18 protein-coding genes and 1 pseudogene are annotated in these 20752 nt (G+C 70.8%); 11 read left to right on the forward strand and 8 right to left on the reverse strand.

The genetic code is table 11. From position 1 onward, the window contains the following. Positions 1-46: 46 nt before the first annotated feature. Positions 47-706, reverse strand: coding sequence for a TetR/AcrR family transcriptional regulator (locus OHS70_RS37245; RefSeq protein WP_328405047.1), 660 nt, complete (start codon positions 704-706; stop codon positions 47-49). 142 nt (positions 707-848) lie between these two features. Here OHS70_RS37245 and OHS70_RS37250 point away from each other — a divergent pair, with 142 nt between their 5' ends. From OHS70_RS37250 to OHS70_RS37285, 8 genes and pseudogenes are all read left to right on the forward strand, one after another. Beyond that, positions 849-1424 carry a 2-oxoacid:acceptor oxidoreductase family protein gene (locus tag OHS70_RS37250; RefSeq protein ID WP_328405049.1) on the forward strand — a complete coding sequence of 192 codons (576 nt, stop codon included), beginning with the start codon at positions 849-851 and terminating at the stop codon, positions 1422-1424. Continuing rightward, positions 1421-1651 carry a 4Fe-4S dicluster domain-containing protein gene (locus OHS70_RS37255; protein WP_328405051.1) on the forward strand — a complete coding sequence of 77 codons (231 nt, stop codon included), beginning with the start codon at positions 1421-1423 and terminating at the stop codon, positions 1649-1651. Before OHS70_RS37250 ends, OHS70_RS37255 begins: the two co-directional genes overlap by 4 nt. Next, positions 1648-2757 carry a hypothetical protein gene (locus OHS70_RS37260; protein WP_328405053.1) on the forward strand — a complete coding sequence of 370 codons (1110 nt, stop codon included), beginning with the start codon at positions 1648-1650 and terminating at the stop codon, positions 2755-2757. Before OHS70_RS37255 ends, OHS70_RS37260 begins: the two co-directional genes overlap by 4 nt. After that, on the forward strand, positions 2754-3566 hold the full coding sequence (locus OHS70_RS37265; protein ID WP_328405055.1) for a thiamine pyrophosphate-dependent enzyme: 813 nt from the start codon (positions 2754-2756) through the stop codon (positions 3564-3566). The genes OHS70_RS37260 and OHS70_RS37265 overlap by 4 nt, the downstream gene beginning before the upstream one ends. Further along, positions 3563-4549: a D-2-hydroxyacid dehydrogenase gene (locus OHS70_RS37270; protein WP_328405057.1), complete on the forward strand. Its 987-nt coding sequence runs from the start codon at positions 3563-3565 to the stop codon at positions 4547-4549. Before OHS70_RS37265 ends, OHS70_RS37270 begins: the two co-directional genes overlap by 4 nt. Positions 4550-4597: 48 nt before the next feature. After that, positions 4598-4918: a hypothetical protein gene (locus tag OHS70_RS37275; RefSeq protein WP_328405059.1), complete on the forward strand. Its 321-nt coding sequence runs from the start codon at positions 4598-4600 to the stop codon at positions 4916-4918. 47 nt (positions 4919-4965) lie between these two features. Continuing rightward, positions 4966-6483 (forward strand): class I adenylate-forming enzyme family protein, encoded by a 1518-nt coding sequence (locus OHS70_RS37280; protein WP_328405061.1) that lies wholly within the window; start codon positions 4966-4968, stop codon positions 6481-6483. Positions 6484-6517: 34 nt separating this feature from the next. Beyond that, positions 6518-6622, forward strand: a pseudogene (locus OHS70_RS37285) (sugar ABC transporter permease); the annotation flags it as partial. On the opposite strand, the gene OHS70_RS37290 reads toward OHS70_RS37285, so the two are convergent. Then, a complete protein-coding gene (locus tag OHS70_RS37290; RefSeq protein WP_443062708.1) occupies positions 6604-7491 on the reverse strand; it encodes an endonuclease/exonuclease/phosphatase family protein in 888 nt (295 codons plus the stop codon). The pseudogene OHS70_RS37285 and the gene OHS70_RS37290 overlap by 19 nt on opposite strands. Before the next feature lie 481 nt (positions 7492-7972). On the opposite strand from OHS70_RS37290, the gene OHS70_RS37295 reads away from it, so the two are divergent. Next, a complete protein-coding gene (locus tag OHS70_RS37295) occupies positions 7973-8938 on the forward strand; it encodes a YihY/virulence factor BrkB family protein (protein ID WP_328405065.1) in 966 nt (321 codons plus the stop codon). A gap of 214 nt (positions 8939-9152) precedes the next feature. Here the strand turns inward: OHS70_RS37295 and OHS70_RS37300 are convergent, their stop codons facing one another. Then, on the reverse strand, positions 9153-10190 hold the full coding sequence (locus tag OHS70_RS37300) for a TrmB family transcriptional regulator (protein ID WP_328405067.1): 1038 nt from the start codon (positions 10188-10190) through the stop codon (positions 9153-9155). Positions 10191-10393: 203 nt separating this feature from the next. Here OHS70_RS37300 and OHS70_RS37305 point away from each other — a divergent pair, with 203 nt between their 5' ends. Further along, a complete protein-coding gene (locus tag OHS70_RS37305; protein ID WP_328405069.1) occupies positions 10394-13195 on the forward strand; it encodes a M4 family metallopeptidase in 2802 nt (933 codons plus the stop codon). Between the two features lie 494 nt (positions 13196-13689). Here OHS70_RS37305 and OHS70_RS37310 read toward each other — a convergent pair whose 3' ends face one another. The 4 genes from OHS70_RS37310 to OHS70_RS37325 all read right to left on the reverse strand — a co-directional run bounded on the left by OHS70_RS37310 (position 13690) and on the right by OHS70_RS37325 (position 16635). Beyond that, the gene (locus OHS70_RS37310) at positions 13690-14373 is read right to left on the reverse strand and encodes a hypothetical protein (protein ID WP_328405071.1); all 684 of its coding nucleotides are present in this window, start codon (positions 14371-14373) and stop codon (positions 13690-13692) included. Positions 14374-14595: 222 nt separating this feature from the next. Further along, the gene (locus OHS70_RS37315; RefSeq protein WP_328405073.1) at positions 14596-14847 is read right to left on the reverse strand and encodes an IPT/TIG domain-containing protein; all 252 of its coding nucleotides are present in this window, start codon (positions 14845-14847) and stop codon (positions 14596-14598) included. A gap of 717 nt (positions 14848-15564) precedes the next feature. Beyond that, positions 15565-16041 carry an iron chaperone gene (locus tag OHS70_RS37320; protein ID WP_328405075.1) on the reverse strand — a complete coding sequence of 159 codons (477 nt, stop codon included), beginning with the start codon at positions 16039-16041 and terminating at the stop codon, positions 15565-15567. 138 nt (positions 16042-16179) lie between these two features. Then, on the reverse strand, positions 16180-16635 hold the full coding sequence (locus OHS70_RS37325) for a carboxymuconolactone decarboxylase family protein (protein ID WP_328405077.1): 456 nt from the start codon (positions 16633-16635) through the stop codon (positions 16180-16182). A gap of 178 nt (positions 16636-16813) precedes the next feature. On the opposite strand from OHS70_RS37325, the gene OHS70_RS37330 reads away from it, so the two are divergent. Further along, positions 16814-19267, forward strand: a complete 2454-nt coding sequence (locus OHS70_RS37330; RefSeq protein ID WP_328405079.1) for a tetratricopeptide repeat protein — start codon at positions 16814-16816, stop codon at positions 19265-19267. A gap of 872 nt (positions 19268-20139) precedes the next feature. Here OHS70_RS37330 and OHS70_RS37335 read toward each other — a convergent pair. Beyond that, positions 20140-20682 carry a hypothetical protein gene (locus OHS70_RS37335; protein ID WP_328405081.1) on the reverse strand — a complete coding sequence of 181 codons (543 nt, stop codon included), beginning with the start codon at positions 20680-20682 and terminating at the stop codon, positions 20140-20142. Positions 20683-20752: the final 70 nt, after the last annotated feature.

Here is a 20752-nt window from a genome sequence, read left to right on the forward strand (position 1 = left end):
TGCCGGTATTCGGCGGTCGGGGCAGTTGTGTGCCGAGTGCCGTGAGTCAGCGGCTGCCGCTGAGGCCGGCGAGCGCGAACCGCACCAGGTGGTCCGTCTCCGCCGTCTCCGGCCGGGTGCCGGTGCGCAGATGCTCGTGGAGGACCGCGATGGTCAGCAGGTAGACGGTACGGGCATCGCGGTCGTGATCGGCCCCCTCGCCCGCGCCGTTGAGCACGCCGGTCGCGGCGGCCTCGCGAAGTGCCAAGGCCAGCGGCTGGATCATCGCTTCCTCGGAGGCCCGCTGTTCGTCGGGGAAGCGTGCGGCGAGCCGGTCGACATGGGCCAGGAAGGGTCGGGTCCTGGCGGCCGCGCGCCGGTCGGCGGCCTGGGCGAGTACCCCCTCGATCCAGGCCCGGACCGCGTCGAGCGGACCTGCGGCGGCGGATATCCGGTGGCGCAGATGGTCCGCCATCCGGCGCCGGCCGTGGTCGAGCATGGCGATGAGGAGGTCGTCCTTGGACCGGAAGTGCCGGTAGAACACCTGGTTGGACAGGCCCGACTCGTGCAGGATGTCGCGCACCGTGGGGTCCAGCGACCCGGTCCTCTCGATCACCGTGTAGGTGGCCTCGATCAGCCGCTGCACCTCGGCCGCCGAGACCTCGTAGCGTCCGGCGAGCGGCCGGGCGACCGCGCGCTCCACCAGATCCGGCGCCCCGTCGGTCATCCGCCCTCCCCGCCTTCCCCGTCCTGTGCAAGAAATCCTGCCACAGCCTCTGGCGTGTGGGAACGCTCATTCCTATTCTGAGAACGTTGTTCTGACGGGGTCTCAGATCGCTGAGTCTCTGATTCGGACGGAGGGAGGGCCGGTGGAGCGTGAACTGCTGATGACAGGCATCGGAGGGCAGGGCATCCAACTCGGCGCCAGGCTGCTCGCCCAGGCGCTGACGAACGCCGGACTCGCTGTCTCGATGTTCGGCAGCTACGGCGGGATGATGCGCGGCGGCAACACCGAGGCCACGCTGATCGTGGGCGATCGCGCGATCGAGAGCCCGCCGACCGTCTCCCGTGCGTGGTCGTGCCTGGTCATGCACGAGGCATACGCCGACAAGGTCACCGAGCGCGTCAGGCCCGGCGGTCTCGCAGTGGTCAACAGCACGCTCTGTACTGCCTGTCCGTGGCCGGACCGCATCCGGGTGCTGGAGGTCCCGGCCACGGGCGTCGCGGATGAGCTGGGCGCGGTTGGCGCAGCGATGCTGGTCGCCCTCGGCGCGTACGTCCGGGGCACCGGCATCGTCGGGATCGACCACCTGGTGGCCACGCTGCCCGATGTTCTGCCGCCCTACCGCAGCCGCCTGCTGGCCGTGAACGAGCGGGCTCTGCGAACCGGGTTCGCCCGCGCGGCCGCAACGTACGTGCCGGCCTGGCCGGAGGCGGTCGCATGAGCCGCGGCACGCTCGTCATCGACGTCGAGGCATGCAAGGGATGCGAGCTGTGCATCGACGCCTGCCCGCCGTCGGTCCTGGTGATGACCGACGATCAGGTGAACAGCCGGGGGCACCGGTATCCGCAGCTGCTGCCCGGCTGCATCGCCTGCACGGCGTGCACGGCGATCTGCCCCGACTTCGTCTTCCAGGTGTACCGCTACGACCACCGGCCGGCCGGCCGGTGAGCGGGCCCGCCCGGCTGCTGGCCGGCTCCGAAGCCCTCGCGGCCGCGATGGTCGCCGCGGGCTGCCGGTTCTTCGCCGGCTACCCGATGACGCCGTTCACGGAGGTCCTGGAGTCGATGGCAGCGCGGCTGCCCGAGGCCGGCGGCATCTGCATGAACGCGGAGAGCGAGCTTGAGGCGATCGGCATGTGCTGGGGAGCCGCGGCGACCGGTACGCGCGCCGCCACCGGCTCGACCGGCCAGGGACTCGCGCTCATGCAGGAGTCGCTGGCCGAGATGACGCTCGCGCGGCTGCCCCTGGTGGTGCTGAACATGGCCCGCGGCCAGGGCGACTACTTCCAGACCACCCGCGGCGGGGGCCACGGCGACTACCGGCTGCCCGTGCTCGCGCCGTCGGACGTCCCGGAGGCGGTCGCGCACATCTCGCTCGCCTTCGAATGGGCCGAGGCGTGGCGCACCCCGGTCATGGTCCTGGGCGACTACTACCTCGCGCACACGCACCAGTCGGTGGCGATCCCGCAAGGGCCGCAGGGGCCGGAAGGAACCTCGCAAGGAGCCCTTGCGCGCCCCGGGTGGGCGCTGAACGGCAGCAGCGGGGGCACCGGCCGCGCGAAGCTGGTCTCCCCGCTCGGCACCGCCAAGCAGCGCGACGGCCTCGGCGGCCAGGCCGGCTACGACCTCGCGGTCCACTACCGCGCCTGCGCCGAGCGGACCGAGGCCATGCTGCACGCGATCCCACCCCGGGTGGAGTCCATGTTCCTCGACGACGCCGAGCTCGTGGTCGTCGGCTACGGCACCCCGGCCAAGTACCTGCGCGCCGCCGTCCGCGAGCTGCGCTCCACGGGGGCGCGCATCGGATTCGTGCGGCCCGTGACGCTGGTCCCCTTCCCGTACGCCGAGATCGCACGGCGCGTCCGGGGCGCGCGTGCCGTCGCGGTGTACGAGAACAACACCGGGCAGGCGGTGCAGGACGTGCGGCTCGCGGTGAACGGCGCGCTGCCGGTCGAGTTCATCGGCGGACTCTCGATGGACCCCTCCGGCTTCGGTATCGCACCGGACCTGGACGTGCGGGTTCTGCGGGAGCGGATCACGGAGGTGGCGACATGACCGGACGCAAAGCCCTGCCCATCGTCCCCACGGACGAGCCCCCCGCCTGCGGCGCGAAACTCGTCCACGACTTCACACCCGCCCTGGTCGACATCGGGGCCCACCAACTCTGCCCCGGCTGCGGCGAGCCGGTCGCGATGCGCGCCATCGTGGAAGCCGTCGCGGAACTCGGCCGCACTGCCTCCTGCGTCGCGGTGTTCGGGATCGGCTGCTCCACGGCGTTCTCCAACAACCTCGACATCGAAGTCGTCCAGGCACTGCACGGGCGGGCCCCTTCGGTGGCCACCGGCGTGAAGCGCAGCCGGCCCGACCTGGCCGTACTGACCGTGCAGGGCGACGGCGACATGGCCGACGAGGGCCTGCAGGAGGTGCTGCACGCGGCGGCCCGCGGCGAGCGGATCACCTGCTTCATGCTCAACAACGGCGTGTTCGGCGAGACCGGCGGCCATATGACGGCCACGACCGTGCTCGGCCAGCGCACGAAGAACACCCTGGAAGGCCGCGACAGCACCCGCCACGGGCATCCGATCCGGCTCGCGAACCTGCTCGCCCAGCTGGAGGGGGCCGTGTACGTCGCACGCGGCGCGGTCGACACCGCGGTCAATGTGCACCGCACGAAGAGGATGGTCCTGCGAGCACTGCGGGCACAGGAGTTGGGCTTCACCTTCGTCGAGATCTTGACGATGTGCCCGACCGGCTGGTTCGTGGAGACGACGCAGGCCCCCATCTACCTGGCCGAACACCATGCCGCGGTGCACTCCATGGGCGTGCTCAAAGACCTGGAAGGCGGGAAGGACGTGGCACAGTGACGGAGCGTTCCGCGGTCGTCGTCGGCCTTGCCTACCCCCCGTCCTGGGACCAGCGTGCCGCCGACGTGATCGAGCGGGACATCGCTGCACTACGGGCGGTCGACTCGCGCGTCAAGGTCGTCCGATGCCCGCCCGGCGCCACCACCCCCGCGGCGCTGGCCCGGCTCGACATCCTCGTCGGGCTGCGCCTGCCGCCGGACGTCCCGCGGGCCACGCCCCGGCTGCGCTGGGTCCAGGCCATCGGTGCGGGTGTCGGGCACCTGCTGCCCGCGGACCTCGACGCGCGTGGCATCCGGCTGTCCACCGCGTCCGGGGTGAACGCCGTGCCGGTCGCGGAGTTCGCCTTCGCGAGGGTGCTCGGGCACTTCAAACGGTTCGCCGAACTGGACCGGGCGCAACGCGAGCACCGCTGGACCCCTTACTACGGCGAGCCGTTGGCAGGCCGCACCCTCGGCGTGCTCGGCCTCGGCGCGATCGGCACCGAGGTCGCGGTACGGGCCCGGGCCTTCGGCATGCGGGTCTCGGCGATGCGGCGCAGCGTCGGACGCCCCGCGCCGCATGCCGACACGCTGTACGGCCCCGACGGGCTGCGCTCGATGCTGGCCGAGTGCGACGCGGTGGTCGCGGCCCTGCCGGAGACACCGCAGACCGTGGACATGATGGACAGGGCCGCGTTCGCCGCGATGCCTGCGGGAGCGTTCTTCTGCAACGTGGGCCGCGGCTCGTGCGTCGTGGAGGAGGCCATGGTGGAGGCCCTGCGGTCGGGGCGGCTCGGCGGCGCCGCAGTCGACGTCGCGCGCCTCGAACCACTGCCCGCCGCGAGCCCTCTGTGGCACGCGCCGAATCTGGCGATCTCGGCGCACTCGGCCTCCGCCGCGGGCGCGCACTTCGCCGGGGTCTTCCGGCTCCTGCGCGAGAACCTCGCCCGCTACCTCGCGGGCGAGGCGCTGATCAACGAGGTCGACACGACGATCGGGTACTGACCGGTACCGGCAGCCCGGTACCAGCTACGGACACGACGGGAGCGGACTGTGGACAAGGAACGCGTGCTCGGGCGCATCGGCAGCAAGGTCCTGTTCGACAACGACCGGGTGCGGATCTGGGAACTGCGGCTCGCGCCGGGCGAGCACAGCGACGTCCACCGCCACGAGCTCGACAACATCCTGGTCCAGATCTCCGGCGACCGGATCGCCGTACGGCCCGAGCCCGACACCGAGGGCCCCTACCGGGACTTCCTGGAGGCCGAGGTGGTGCCCGGCGCAGCGATCTACGTCACCCGCGGTGGCGTGGAGACGGCGGTGAACACCGGGGAGCGCGACTACCACGAGATCATCGTCGAGCTGAAGGACTGAGGCGCGGCCCGGCGCGCCGGGCCGCCGCAGGCAGGAGGCCCGTACCCATGCCCGTACCCGCGCACCAGTTGCTGATCGGCGATGTCTTCACCAACGCCGCGCGGGCCGTGCCGCACCGCACGGCGGCCGTGCTCGGCGACCGGTCACTCACCTTCGCCGAGATCGACACCGGCGCCGACACGGTCGCCCGCACCCTACGGGGACTCGGCATCGGCCCCGGCGAGCGCGTCGTCTGCTGGGCGGGCACGACACTGGACGCAGTCCCCCTCTTCGCCGCGCTCGCCAGACTCGGCGCGCTCTACGCGCCCGTCCCAGGAACGCTCGGCGTCGACGAGGCGGCAGAACTCGCCGCCGCGGTCCGCCCGGCGCTCGTCGTCACGGCGGACCGGACACCGGCCGAGACCGCGCGGCTCGGCGCTGCGATCGGCGCCCCGGTACGGGACCTGACGGCCGTGGTCGCAGCGGACGCAGAGGCACACGGGGCGGCCGCAGCACGGGACACGGAGCCGCACACCTCGACCAGTCTCCTGGAGACCGACCCGCACTGCTTGTTCTTCTCCTCAGGCTCGACCGGCCGGCCGAAAGGCATCGTGCTGTCCCACCGCGTCAGCTTCCTGCGCTCCCACCCCGGATCACAGCTCGAACCGCGCGGCGCCGCGGTCTGCTCGTTCCCTCTGTTCCACATGGCGGCCTGGACGATCTCCCTGCAGCAGTGGCAGGCACGCGACACGGTGGTGTACCTCGACCACGCAGACGGGCAGGCGATCCGGGCGGCCGTCCAGACCCACCGGGCGACCCGGCTCTACTGCGTGCCCGCCGTCTGGCAGCGGGTACTGGACGGCGACCACGCGGCGCTGGCCACGCTGCGTTTCGCCGACACGGGCACCTCCGCCGTCACCGCCGGGTTCCTCGACGCCGTCCGGACCGCCGCACCACGCGCCCACTTGCGCGTCTTCTACGGCTCGACCGAAACGGGCAACGTCGCGGCACTCGACGGCGACGGCCTCCGCGATCACCCGCACTCCATCGGCGTGCCCGGTACCTCGACCGAGGTACGCACGAGCGCCGACGGAGAGCTGCAAGTGCGCGGCCCGCTGCTCTTCGACGGCTACTTCGACGACCCGGCCGCCACCGCCGCGGCCTTCGACGACGGCTGGTACCGCACCGGGGACCTTGCCGAGATCGACGCCGCAGGGCGCATCACCCTCACCGGCCGGCTCGGCGAGCTGATCCGCACCGGTGGCGAGACCGTCCTCCCACAGGAAGTGGAGGCCCGGCTCGCGGACCATCCGGCCGTGGCCGACGCCGCCGTCGTCGGCCTGCCCGATCCCGCATGGGGCGAGGTGGTCTGTGCAGTCGTCGTACCGCGCGACCCCGGACGTCCGCCGAGCCTGCAGGACCTGCGGCGCCACCTCCACGGCAGGCTGGCCGCCCACAAGCACCCGCGCCTGCTCCGCGTCGTCGACGAGCTGCCCCGTACTCCGGCCACCGGCCAGGTCCGGCGCCGACTGATCGCGCAGCGGATCGCGGCCGCCTCGCCGTGCTGCGGCGTCAGCTCCTGGTGAGCCGCCAGGCCCTGCCGCCCCGGAGCGCCCCGGGAACGCGCTGCGGAACACGGTCACCATGGGGCTGATGTCCACCGCGCCGCAACTGCTCGTCGCGCTGGGCCTCGCCCATCTGCTCAACTACCGGCTGCGCGGCTCGAGGTCGGTGTGCAGCAGGTGGTGGTCCGAGTACGGGGTGGGATGCACACGGTGCTCGAGCGGGACGATGCCTCGCAGGAAGATGTAGTCGAACTTGCTCTGCCAGTCGGTGGTCGGCTTGCAGGTGCCGGCGGGCAAGGGATGACACTGTGGGTCTGTATCCGCGGCCAGTGCCCATATCCCGGTGAGTTCGGGAGCATCCGGCACGGCGTTGAAGTCGCCGAGAACGATCGCGCGGTCATGCCGGGCGACGTCTGCGGAGAGTACGGCGATCTGGTCTGCTCGGACTGCTTCTTGACGTCGTTGGGCGAGGTGTGTGTTGAAGACCCGGACAGGCCGGCCGCCCACCATGGTGGTTACTGCCACGTAGCCACGGTCTTCGGACCCTCCGTCGGGGTATTCCACGTTGACGCGGTCTGTCATCGGTGCCGCTGAGAGGACCGCCTGGCCGAAGGCTCCCGGCCTCCACGGCTCCCCACCGCAGCGGCCCCAATTCCGTAGGACCACCCCGTACTCGACGTGGTAGACCAGCCCGTAACGGCTCTTCAGATAGTCCCGGATCATCTCGACGTCGCGGACGCATGCTTCTTGCAGGCCGATGACCTGGGGCGCATACGTGGCGATCTCCGCTGCCCGGTCAACATTTCTTTCCTCGCAGGGGTTGCAGATGTTCCACGTCATGACCCGGTTCGGTACGACATCCCTGACGGCTTCGACGGGCAGCGGCCTGGCGAAGAGGGCACCGCTCGGAGCACTGGGGCCGACCAGCACCATGCAGGCCACGATCATGGCGCCCGCGAGCAACCGCGTGCCTCTTCCGAGCACCATCTCCTCCTCAACGTGGATACACATGGCATCTGACGTCTCCATGCACGAGGTTATGGGACGGGGTTGTCAGAAACGAATGCGGTGTGCCGCGGCCGGCTACCGGGCCAACCGCTCCCAGCGCCGATCGCTGGGCCCGTGCCGGTCACCTGCCGACTCTCCTGGTCAGCGAAGAGCAGGCACGACCCTGCCGCTCATTCAGGGCATACTGCTCGGAAGGCGAAGCGCGGCTCGGGGCGCGCTACGTTGCTGATGTACACGGACGGTTCAGCCGAGAGTAGGAACTCCTCACTCCACGACTCACTCCAGCATCTGACCGCCACGGCGAGTGTTTCCGCCGGATCGCTGGAACAGCGGCTGGACCGCCTGCTGACCCACAGCAGGGCCAACACCGACGACGACAGACACATGCGTCATCGGCCTCCCGGTGGAATGAGCGTGGGCTCGGAGGGTGCGGCTGCCCGGACAGCGGGCAGACGCGCCCAGCAGGCGCAGAAATGTTGTCAGGAAGGTGGAGGAGGGGCGCATGGGGACCGTGGTGCACGTGCCGCAGACGCGGGACATGCTCGGGGAAGAACTCTCGGGAGACGAAGCGTTCACCGCGCTGCGCCGCTACGGCGGGCGCAAGCTCTTTCTCGATGCCTTCTCCCGTTTCCGCTACGCGGACGGATTCAGCTTCGCACGCTCCTTGGCATTCCAGGTCGTCGTAGGAATAGTGCCGTTCACGATCGCTCTTGTCGGGGTGGCGACGACCGTGCACACGGAGAGTCTGAGCCGTGTGATCGAGTTGACGGTCGGCAGGATCGTGCCGGGAGCCAGTGCGGAGTTGGTGCAAGAGGCCCTGGGAGACACACGACGCAGTGCCGAAGCGGACGCGGCCGGTGCACTCGCCATGTGGTTGGGGCTCGGTTTCGCCGTGCTCAATCTTGCCTCCGCGATGGGGCAGATCGAGCGGGGCTGCAACCGTATCTACGGCATCGAGCGCGACCGCCCTTTCCTCGGTAAATACGGCCGCGGGCTGCTGCTGGCGCTGGCGGGAGGCCTCCCGCTGGTACTGGGCTTTCTCGTGCTCGTCGCGGGCGAGGCGGTCGGTGACTCGATGGTGGAGGCCCTGGGCTGGTCCCGGTCCAGGCTCGGCTGGTGGGGGCCGCTGCGAATACCCCTCGGTGTGCTGCTCGCCGTCGTGGCCTCTGCCGCCATCTTCCGCTGGTCCCCGCGGCGCGACCAGCCCGGCTACACCTGGCTTGCCTTCGGATCCGCCGTTCACCTGATCCTGTGGGTCGGCACGACCTGGCTCCTTGCCTTCTACGTCGCCAAGAGTGGCTCGTTCGGCACGGTGTACGGGCCCCTGACGGCATTTGTCGCGCTGCTGCTGTGGGCGAACCTGACCGGCGTTGCCCTGTTCCTGGGCATTGCTTTCGCCGCCCAGCTCGAGGCGGCCAGAGCGGGCATCGTCGACCCGGTTCACCCCGACCCCGGGCCGGGCTCCTGAGCGGAGCCCGTGGCATCTGAGCGACCCGGAGCCACACGAGCCCGTCCTGCCGCACGCCTAACGCCGACGATTCGCGGCCCGGTCGGCTACGCGTTGTGCCATAGCGGCAATCGTCAGGACGAGCGCTGGGCCTGGGGGCGCCCGGCGCGTCCTCGTCCGGAGGAGGTCGCAGCGGCGGTCGGCGGGCCCGCGGCCTGGACCTTGATGAGGGGACTCAGGCGACGCCTCTCACAGGACTGTCGTGCAGCCAGCCGCGCAGCGTGGCCTGGGCCCCGGCCTGGAACCGTGTGTCGGCGTTCAGTTCCGCGAGCAGCTGGCTGATCCGCCGGCGGGCGGTGTGCACATGGACGCCGAGCCGCCGGGCGATGGCCTCGTCCTTGAGGCCCGCTGCGAGCAGTCCCAGCAGTTCCCGCTGAGGATTCGCGAGCGGGCTCCCGGGGCTGCCGAACGGTGTCGCGCGGTCCCACACCGTTTCGAACAGGGGCAGCACGGCATTGCGCAGCAGGCAGTTTCCGAGGACGAGTGCGGACATGGTGGGGTCGACGGCCTCGGTCGGTGGCAGGAGGCACGTACGGCTGTCGACGGCGATGAGCTTGGTGGGCAGGGCCGTTCCCACGCGGGCCTGGAGTCCGCGTTCCGTGAGCTCGGTAAGGCAGCGGACTTTCCCCGGACAGTCGAGGCCTCTGCGGTCCAGGACCGCGCGCACGGTGACGCCCCGCTCGAGGAGATCCTCGATCTCCAGTCCCGGCGGGTTGGTTCCGGAGGATGGCTCACCGGTGATTCCCTTGACGTACGGCGGGCGGTCGAGGATGAGCACCTCCCGTTCGGCGGAGGCGAGCAGGCCGTCGGCCCGGGCGGCGATGTCGGCGGCGCCGGTGACGACCTCGAAGTCGCCGAGCGCGGCTTCGGGGAAGCCGGACATGAGGCGGCCGGCGATGCGGTCGGCGTGGGTGCGCAGTCGTTCGAGTTCGGCCGACTGGTGGTGAAGTGCCGCCTGGCGGCGGTGGATCAGGATCCGCAGGGCGGCGGCGGGGGCGGTCGGGGAAGGCAGAGCGTCCGGTGCGGCCGCGGGGTCGGGTGCGGTGAAGCCGTGGTCGGCAAGACAGGCGAGTGCTTCGTCGAGCCGGGCCCGGGGGACGGCCAGTAATCGGGCGAGGTCCGCGGCGTCGGTTGCCGACGCCAACAGAAGGGCCCGGTAGGCCTGTTCCTCCGTCTTTCCCAGCCCGAGGCCGTGCAGTTCGGTATCGATCATGCGCGGAATTCTTGCCCTCCGCACAGTTTCCCCACAAGTGCGCGTATCCACTTGTGAGTTCGTCGGCGGTGTTGGCAGTGAGGCGCCACAGGGTTTGCATGGTCGTGACCGAACGCACGCGTTCAGGCACAGCCCGTGGAGGAATCGCCTTGCGCAAGCACAGATCACGTTCATTCGCACCGGCCGGACGCACATCCGGGGGGATGTCCGGTTCCCTGAGCAACGGCGGCCAACTGGCGGCCCTGCTCGCCACCGTTCTGCTGGTGGCCGCCGGCCCGGCTCAGGCAGCCGAGTCCAGCAATCCCACCGTGGACATAGTCCCCGGCAAGGAGACGGCAACTCCGGCACTCGTCGAGGGCATACGCGAGCCCGTCGACGCGAAGGCCAGTCCGGCCGACGCCGCCCGCGACCATCTGGCCGCGAAGCAAGGCCGCTACAGGATCGCGCGGCCGGGCACGGACCTTACCCCCGTGGCCACCCTGCGCAGCGGGGTGGACGAGACCGTCCGCCTGCAGCAGAAGCACAAGGGCGTCGAGGTATTCGGCGGCCAGTACATGGTGCGGATGGAGAAGAAGGACGGCCGCCGGGTCGTCACCGGTACGTCGGGCCACTACTTCACAGGGCTGACGACGACCGCCACTCCGTCCATTGGTGAGGACCTTGCCGTACGGCGTGCGGTCGCGGCCACCGCCCGGCAACTCGGTGCCGCCGAACTCGGCAAGGACGACGTGGCCCGCGCGGAGGGCGAACAGACACCCTCGGTCGCCGCACTGTCCGGCGAGGCCGACGGACTGGTGGTGCTGCCCAAGGGCGAGGGTGTCCTCGCCTACCGGGTGACCGTGAGCGGCACCACGCCCGGCAGTGGCGCGCCGATCGTGCGCGAGGTGTACATCGACGCCCGCGCCGGCTACCCCGTGCTCCAGTACAGCGCCCTGAAGACGCTGACGGCTCCTGGAACAGAGGCCGCCTCGGCCGGCCGGCAGGCCGAGACAGGGGACGAGCCTGTCACTGCCGCCGATCTGCCCTTGGCAACCGGGACCGGTATCCGGCTGAACGGCAGGAAGGCCGACCTGGAGCTGTCGCACGACACCGCCGCGGGCCGGTATCTGATGACCGACCGCTCACGCATGCGCGGCACCAGCAAGAACGCGCTGTCGACCTGGGACGCACGCGGCCGGTTCGTGTCCGAGGCGTCGGGTGTGTGGCCGCGCGGTGTGAAGGAGTTCTCGTCCTCCAACGCGGACTTCGACGCCGCCGCCACCGACTCCGGAGCCGTCGACGCCCACTGGAACGCGGGCCAGGTCTACGACTACTTCAAGAAGTCCCACGGCCGCGACAGCCTCGACGGCCAGGGCATGACGGTCAACTCGCTTGTGGGCGTGACCTATTACGGTTTCCCGTACGTCAACGCCTTCTGGGACGGCCAGAAGATGGTGTACGGCAGCGGCGACAAGGAGTACAAGCCGCTCTCCGCCGACACCGACGTGGTCGGCCACGAGATGACCCACGGCGTCGTCGAGAACTCGGCGAACCTCGTCTACGCGGGTCAGCCCGGCGCCCTGAACGAGGCCCTGGCCGACTACTTCGGCAACGCCATCGACGTCATCGCCAACGGGACGTCCATGGACGACCCGGACGCGGGCCTCATCGGCGAGGATCTGTGCCGCACCAAGACGGCTGCCGACTGCGCCCTGCGGGACCTCAACGACGGGGCCACCACGTCCAAGAGCTTCCTCGGCGTCTCTTTCGCCACCGACAACGGCGGAGTGCACCTCAACTCCACCATCTTCTCCGGGGCCCTGTGGGACATGCGGGAGGACCTCGGCGGCGACCTGGCCGACAGAATCGTCTACAAGGCGCTCACCGAGTACATGACCCCGCTGGACGGATTCACCGAGGCCCGCAACGCCGTCCTCGCCGCTGCCGGGGACCTCGGGGTGAAGGCCGGGCAGAGCAACGTCATCAAGCGGTCCTTCAACGCCCATGGCGTCGTGCCCGGCTGGGAGGACGCCCTCGGTGTCGACTCCGACACCCTGTTCGGCAGGCTCAACACGGCGGACTCCGGTGTCGGCGCGGGCGGCGGCTGGTGGACGACGTCCAAGTCCAACGACGACGGCTCGGAGCCGTACTCCGTGTACGCCGGCCGGCTGGACGGCAGCGGAGCGCCGAAGGTGATCAGCCCCAACGACGGCCGCTACCACACCTCGCCCGCCACCGACGGCAAGACCGTCGTCTGGGCCGCGTACGGGCCGACCTCGGTCGACATCCTGTCCCGCCCCGTCGCGGGCGGTCCGATCAAGAAGCTGCACAGCTCCGCGACGGGCGTGGCCGGTCTGCGCGTCGACAAGGGCGTGACGGTGTTCGAGGAGTACGACTTCCTCGGCGGCCGCCACGTGGCCTACCTGCGGCCCGCCGACAAGGCGCCCACGTTCGTCGACGGCCGCGACTGGAATCTCGGCACCGCCCTCCCGTCGGTCAAGGGCGACAAGCTCGTCTACGCGAAGCTGTACCCGCAGGACGGTGACTACCGCCTGGGCGTGGAGATCATGGATCTCGCCACCGGCAAGGCGGCCCTCGTCGACCAGCTGGATGCGGCGCAGGGCCTGGGCCAGACCGGCGTCAACGGCCGCAACGTCTTCTGGCTGGCCGACATCAACGGCTCCGACCAGGGTCAGATGACGATTCTGCGCTCGGACCTGGACGGCACCGGCACCGTCAGCCTCAGCAACGAGTACAAGCCGGGCGCGCTGATCGCATCGGAGCTGACCGTTTCGCAGGACGCCCTGACGGTGACGGCGCAGACGCCCGACACCCAGTACCGCAACGAGACCCTGCCGAAGCTGTGGCAGTTCAGCACGGACGGCTCGCGCAAGAGCCGGGTCTCCTGCAACCGCGGCGAGCAGAGCTACCCGGCGGCCGGCGACAAGCGCCAGGTGGCCTGGATCGACGGCACCACAGGCTGGACCGACCTGGTGGTCCGCGAGCGTCCGGCGGGCACCTGCTGACCTCCCGCACGGCACCCCACCGAAGGCTCCCGGGAGTCCGCCCACAGCGGACTCCCGGGGGCCTTCCCTGTTGGTCTGCTGGGCAGCGGCCTTGCCGGGCTGGTCGCCGAACGGCGCCCGTGGGTCGGCATCTTGTCGTGTTGTGGAGCCGCGATGCCTCAGAGCCGGAACTCGCAGGGCGAGCTGTTGGGGAGACCGGAGCGCATGGTGCCGCTCCGTATGCGGCAGGGCACGCCTGCTGCCCGAGGCGTGTCCGGCCTCGCGGTGTTCGGTCAGGTCCTGCCCTTGGTCGTGGATCGGTGGGTGCTCGGTTCGAGAGGCACGTGTGAGTTCACTGGTGGATCGGACTGGTCACCGACACGGTCACCGTTACCGGCACTGGTGTTGCGGGCGTGCTGTCCGCGCTGTGCTGTGGTTGTGCAGGCCGGCCGGCACACGCCGGGGCGCAGCCCCCCGGCTGCGCCCCGCACTTCCCGCCCCGTCAGGGGTGGGGGTCATGTCGTCCTCGCGCTTTCCATGACTGCTTCGATGTCGTGGCCGGCGTTCGTGCCTGGTGTGTTTGTGGTGACTCCGAGGAGGAATGAGGTGCGGTTGTCGTCCACGGTGATGAGGGTCATCATCAGTTGCGCGGTGCCGCCGTCTTCTTCTTTCACGTTGAGTGTCACGGTGTGGGCCGGGTGGCTGCTGACGGTTGCGGGCCGGGATTCCTCAAGCGTGGCGGCTTGGTCCGGGAAGAAGAATTCGGCGTTCGACCTGGCCGCGGACTCTGCCTGCCGTTGCAGGCCGGAGGGGCGTATGACCTGCGGGGCCCGGCCGGCGAGAACTGTTTTGCCCGTCTCGCTGTCCTGCTCTGTCCTGCTGGTGATCTGTGAGGTGAAGCCGCTGATCAGGTCCTTGTCCTTCGCTTCGTCGTGTTCCCATCCCTTGGGTATCGCGTAGGTCAGCCCGGCCCGGGTGTCGTTCACCCGCGGCCGGCCGGCCAGTGGGGAGCCGTCGTCGTCGCGGCTCAGCCGCCACGCGGTGGCGGCTGCGGCGGTCAGCAGCAGGGTGAGGGTCACCACCATGGCGACGATGCGCGCCCGCCGTGGGCGTGGTGGTGCCGGATGCGGGTGCGGCGCGTTGCCGGGGTAAGGGCCGGGCGGGTTGTGCGGGTGCCTGGTGAGCGGCGGTGTCGTCATGCGTACAGCTTTGCGGGCCGGCCCGGTTCTCGCCTGAGCGCTCCTACTCAGATGCCGGGCCGGCCGCGTCCGTCGTGCTCGTGGCCTTCGCGCGCCTGCACCGGGTGCGCCCCCGGTTGCTGTCGGGTGGTGGGCGCCTGACGGGGCGCCGGTGGCCGGTCGGGGTGGTCTGGCTGCAGCCGGTGCGGTATTTGCCGCTACTGTCTCCTGCGCCGGGCAGGGTCAGATGGCGGGGCCCGTGACCTGGGTGTACGTCAGTCCGTTGCTGACGCCGGCGGTGGTGGTGAGGGTCACGGTGACTGTTCCTGCGGCGCCGGCCGGGGCGAGGGCGGTGACCTGGGTCGGGGAGACGTTGGTGACGTTCGTGGCCTGCTTGGTGCCGAACTTCACCGCGCTGGTGTTGGAGAGGTTGGTACCCGTGATGGTCACCAGCGTGCATCCGCCGGTGGAACCCTGGTTCGGAGAAAGGGGCACGGCAACGCTCCTTTCGCATCCTCTGCGACCGGGAAACCGGGTCGGGCCGAGCCCCCGGGGCCCACCCCGCACGCTCTGGCCGGCAGTCAAGTCACGGAGGATTTCCCGGTCTTGCATGAGGTCTGCGCCGCAGTCGCCACCCGTGGGGTGTCCTGCCGCCGCGCCGCGGCGGGTCAAGCTCTTGCTCGCCGCCCGTCGTTCTGCGCGATGAACCCGCAGCACCGGACCTCCGCCGCTACGGGCGTCATGTCCACGAAGGGCGGCACTGCGCGAACTCCCGGGCGCCGCCGGGCCAGCAGCACATTGATGGAATGCGGCCGCTTCCCTCTGCGCCAGATCAGGCGTCCGGGCGGATGGCGGCGCGGGCGTGACGGTGCAGGCCGGGACGGCGGCAGGCCGGGCGCTTGCGACGGTGCGCAGGTTCCGGCTTTCGGTCGGCCGGGCAGTGGCGCGCTGAATGCCGGGAGAGTCACGCATCTGTCGCCAGAATTCCAGGGTCGGGCACCCGGATAAAGGCAACTCCCTGCACTGCAGGGGGTATCGGTGAGGCCCAATGTCCGCGGAGTCGTAGAGCAGTGTGATGCTCCCTGTCCGGCGCCGGACGAAAGGCGGCGCGCTCGTATGGGGCACGGGCAGCCGGGCTGCGAAGGCCGGTTGGGGGCTGAGCGGGCGGGGACCCGCCCGCCGACCACGACGCGCCCCGGTCTTCGGCCCTGCTCAGTTCGCCGCCTTCTTCACCAGCACGCGGATCCTTGCCTCGGCTTCGGCGGTCAGTTCCTTCAGGGCGTAGGAGGCCGGCCACATGGCGCCTTCGTCGAGGTTTGCCCTGTCGCTGAAGCCGAACGTCGCGTACCTGGCGTTGAATTTCTGCGCGCTCTGGAAGAAGCAGAGGACTTTGCCGTCCTTGGCGTATGCGGGCATCCCGTACCAGAGTTTCGGGGAGAGGCCCGGCGCGCTTTCCTTGATCACGGCATGGAGCCGTGCGGCCATGACCCGGTCCGGTTCCTGCATCTCGGCGATCTTCGCGAGCACGGCGGCTTCCTCGTCCACCTTGCCGGCGCGCGGTCCGCGGCGCGCGGATGTCTTCAGCTCCTGGGCGCGTTCCTTCATCGCGCCTCGTTCCTCGTCGGTGAATCCCTCGAACGTCTTGCCGGTCGCGGTGGTGCTCCGGGCGGGCTTCTTCGTGTCCTTCATTGCGGGTTTCCTTCCGGTTGTACGGGGTGTGAGGGGAAGCGTCGTCAGTCCCGGGGGCCGCCGCCGCGGCGGCCCCCGGGACTGACGTTCACGGGGCGTGTCGCCCCTGAAGGCTCCGTGCCTGGGGGCCGGCTGCTGTCATCCCCAGGCGCCCGCGATCTGGCGGGTCGTCGCGTTGAGCCGGTTGAACAGGTTGGTGACACCGATCATCAGGACGAGTGCGGCCAGCTGCTTCTCGTCGAAGTGGGTGGCGGCCGCGTCCCACACCTCGTCGCTCACCGCGTCGGGACGGTCGGCCAGCCTTGTTGCGGCCTCGGCCAGCGCGAGTGCCGCCCGCTCCGGCTCGGTGAAGTACGGAGCCTCGCGCCAGGCGGCGACCGCGGCCAGCCGCTCGTCACCCACACCGGCCTTGCGGGCCGACTTCGCGCCGCCGTCGACGCATGCGCTGCAGCCGTTGATCTGGCTGACGCGCAGGTGCACCAGCTCCAGTGTCTGGGCGTCCACCCCGCCGGAGTGCACGGCCTTGAAGAGCGTCTGGACGGCCGGCATCGCGTCCGGCAGGACGACGGCGGGGTTCTGCATACGGGACTGCATCTGGTCTGCTCCTTGTTTCGGGTCGGTGCCCCGGTTCCCTCGGGGTGTGGGTCCATATCAGCCGGATCCGCTCACCACGGCCACGGCGGTGGGACACCGTGGGACAGCTGAAACAGCCTTGAGCAGCGGCGACTTGGCCCGGTAGGTTTCTGACGGGACGGGACACGGGGGGCATCTGATGGATGTGCGGCAACAAACGGCGAAGGCAGACCCGCAGAACGAGCTCGCGGCCCGGCTGCGTCTGCTCCAGGAACTGTCCGGGCTCGGCGTACGGGCCCTCGCGCGGGACACCGGCCTCAGCTCCTCGTCGTTGTCGCGCTACCTCAGCGGCCAGACCGTGCCGCCCTGGCCCGCGGTGATCGCACTGTGCCGACTCGTCAAGCGCGACCCCCGTCCACTGCGCCCCCTGTGGGAACGCTCCTCCAGCCCTCTTCCCGCGCCCCCGAAGTCCAGCCGCCAGGGCCGGCCGAGGCCCCGCAACGATCTGCCGCGCGACGTGAGCGACTTCACCGGGCGCCAGGCCCAGCTCGCCGCCCTTCTCGCCGCGGTGGACAGCCACCGGGTGGTCGCCGTCGACGGCATGGCCGGTGTCGGCAAGACCTGTCTGGCGATGCACGCCGCGCACCGGCTCGCCGCCGATTACCCGGACGCACAGCTCTATGTGGACCTGCACGGGTTCACCGAGGGCCGGGATCCGCTCGATCCCGAGTCCGCGCTGCGGATGCTGCTCGCCGCGCTCGACGTACCCTCCGAGAAGGTCCCGCTGGAGGGCGTCGAACAGCTGGCCGCCTGCTGGCGGTCGGAGCTGGCCCGCCGACGGGTCGTCCTGGTCCTCGACAACGCCGCCGACGCCGACCAGGTCCGCCCGCTGCTGCCCGGCGCCGGCCCCTCGGTCGCACTGATCACCAGCCGCAACCGGCTCCTGGGCCTGGATGAGGTGCCCCCGGTGTCGCTGGACGTGCTGAGCCCGCAGGAAAGCGCGGAGCTGCTGGCCCGTGCCAGCGGCGAGGCCGGCGGGCCCGACGGCCGGCTGGCCCGCGAGCCGGAGTCCGCCGCCGAGGTGCTGCGGCTGTGCGGGCATCTGCCGCTGGCCCTGCGGCTGGCCGCGGCCCGGCTGCGGCACCGGCCGGGCTGGACCGTGGGCATCCTCGTCGAGCGGATGGCGCAGGGCGCGAGCGAGTTCGACACCGCGTTCGCCATGTCCGTGCGGCAGTTGGACCGGGCCCAGGCCCGCCTGTTCCGGATGCTGGGCCTGCTTCCCGGGGCGTACTTCGACGAGTACCTGGCGGCGGCGCTGGCGGACGTGCCGCTGCGCAGCGCCCGGGCGATGCTGGAGGACCTGCTCGACGCGCACCTGGTCCAGCAGCCGGTGGCCGGCCGCTACCGGCTGCACGACCTGGTCCACCAGCACGCGCGCCGGGCCGGCGCAGAGCAGGACCCGCCGGCCGAGCGGGAACGGGCGCTGGGCCGGATGCTCGACTACTACGTGCACGCGGCGGCCGCCGCTGATGCCGCGATGCCGTTCCTGTCGCCCGCCCGCCCGGCCTCCGTGGGCCGGCCCCCGGCCGAGCTGCCGCAGTTCGCGAACAAGAACGCGGCCTTTGCCTGGCTCGTCACGGAGTACGAGAACCTGGTGGGTGCCTTCGAGACGGCGGTCGCCGTCGGGGCGGACGCGCACGTGTGCGAGCTGCCGCGCTTCTTGCGGGCGTACTTCGCGCGGCGCTGCGGCACGACGCATCTCAACGCCCTCTTCGAGCGGTCACTGGCCGCCGCTGAGCGCCTGGGCGATCCGCTGCAACTGGCCGAGGCGCACAGCGATCTGGGCTTCGCGCGCTACAACGCGGGCAGGACGGCGGAGGCCGACGCCGCGTACGAGGCGGCAAGGCCGCAGTTGTCCCAGGCGCAGGACATGGGGCCGGAAGCCGAACTGGCCATGCGCCGCGGCTATCTGAAGTGGGACGAGGGGTATGTCGAGGAGCCGCTCGAACTCTTCAGGCTGGCGGAAAGGCTGTACGAGAAGGCCGGCTGCCCGACGGGCGTGGCCCATGCGGCCGCGGCCCAGGCCTGGGCGATGCTGCAGCTGGGACATCGCGATCAGGCGGCACAGCGGGCCCGGGAGGTGCTGGACTTCCCCCACGCCGACCCCGCATGGCCGGCCACGCTGACGGCTCGGATCACCCTCGGTGTGGCCATCGCCCGTGAGGAACCCGACGAGGCGGCGGAGCACCTGCATCAGGCGCTGGCGCTGGCCCGCGAGGACGGGCACCTGCACAACGAGGCGTGGTGCCTCAACTGCCTGGGCGTCGCGCTGCGGCAGATGGGCCGGTACGAGGAGGCACTGGCTGCTCATCGCAAGGCGTTCGCGCTGCTGGACGAGCTGTTCGAAGAACACTGGAAGATCCGTTTCCTCAACGGCTACGGCGAGACCTGCCGGCTTGCAGGCCTGCCCGAGGAGGCGCTACGGCTGCACCGGCAGGCGCTGGAGCTGGCCCCGGCACTGGGATACCGGCACGAGGAAGCGCTGGCCCACGAGGGGATCGCGATCGTGCTCGTCGAGAGGGATCCCACTGCGGCCGCCGAGCACCGTGCGGCGGGACAGGCCGTCCTGCAGGACCTCAATCCCGGAGCCTGACTGAGCATGTCCAGCGGTGGCTCTCCAGGGTGAGGACGGCTTTGGCGGCTGCCGGGAGCCAAGCGGGACCGCAGCGGGCCCGGCAAACAATCCGCCAGGTCTTCCGCTGGGCCACAACGTGGCGGCCGGCCACCAGGCTTGGCCGAGGACCGGCGGGCGGTGCCTGACCTGGTTCGGCCGCACGGCTCGTCGTGCGAGTACTCCGAGGACGGTCCCGCGGTCCGGCTGCCGCGAGCTGCGGACATGCCGACCCGAAGCGAGGGCACCGGCGTGCCGCTGCGGGTCCGACCGGTCCCTGGATTCATGTGCCCGACCGGGAGTCTCACTTCCGGGTCTCGGCGTTCCTTCCGCGTTCCCGGTGCCTAGACATGCCTTTCTTGCGGGCAGGGAACCTTGCCTTGCAGCGTTCGTACATGCCGGGCATGGCGGCGGGCGCCCCGGACACAGCGCGGGTGCGCTCGGCAAGCGGCCGGCACGGCGAACCGCCAGCAGGCAGATCCGGCTCAACAGCACGGCGGCTAAACCAGGTTGCCTCTGAGAGCGGAGGCGGGGACGGCGCCCCCCACCTGGCTTCGACTCCCGCGCAGAAGAAGGCGGCGGCCAACGCCATCGAGAAGCATCTCGAGCCCGACACCAAGAACGCCGCTGACAAGGCCGAAGAGAGCACGGGCGCCGCGGCCAAGGAGTTCAGCGGCAAGGGGGGGAGTCGGGCAGCCAGAGCAAGATCTTCACTGGCCTCCTAGCCCGCCACCCGCACCGCCGCCGGCAGCCCCCTCGATCTCCTGCTGCGCCTGGTGCCGTGGCACACACCCGAAGCTGACCCTGACTGCGCTTTGGCCTGGCGGTTGTCCGCACCCGCGTCGTCTCCGGGTTCAGGGACGGGGCAGGTGGTGGTGGGGGAGTTGGGTGAGGATGAGACGGGCATCGGCGCGGACGTTGCACTCGCTGACGGTCCGGCGGTGCTGCTGAAGCTGCCCGGTCCTGGTTTCCAGGCGCAGGGTGACGGTGACTTCGCCGATGCCCAGGCGGGGGCCGTCCTGTTCGGTGTAGAGGCGGTAGAGGGTGTTGGGCCAGTGGCCGGGGTCGGGGTCCTGCCACAGGGCGAGAGTTCGGTCATGGAAGCGGCAGGGCAGACCGCCGTGCGGCTCCTGCAGCAGGGAGTGACTCAGAGGCAGGCTGCCGAGCAGCGGCACGAGCCGGGTATGCAGCTGTTCGTTCTCGACGAGGCGGTGACGCTGCCACATCCGGCCCGCGGGAACCGTCATCCTCACGGCAGCAAGAAGATACGGGTGCCCGCCCGGAGCGGTGACCGGCTCGTCGCCGCGCCACCTGGGCCAGCCCGCTCCGCCCCCCTCGGCCGGTAACGGGCCTGCCGGGCCCTGATCCTGGTGGCCCATCGCCTGCTCGCTGTCCATCGGCAGATTATGGCCCGCACCCGGCCCCTGGACAGGACGATCACCGATCCCCGTACACCGGCACCACGCC

This window comes from Streptomyces sp. NBC_00390 (assembly GCF_036057275.1).
Classification (GTDB): Bacteria; Actinomycetota; Actinomycetes; order Streptomycetales; family Streptomycetaceae; genus Streptomyces.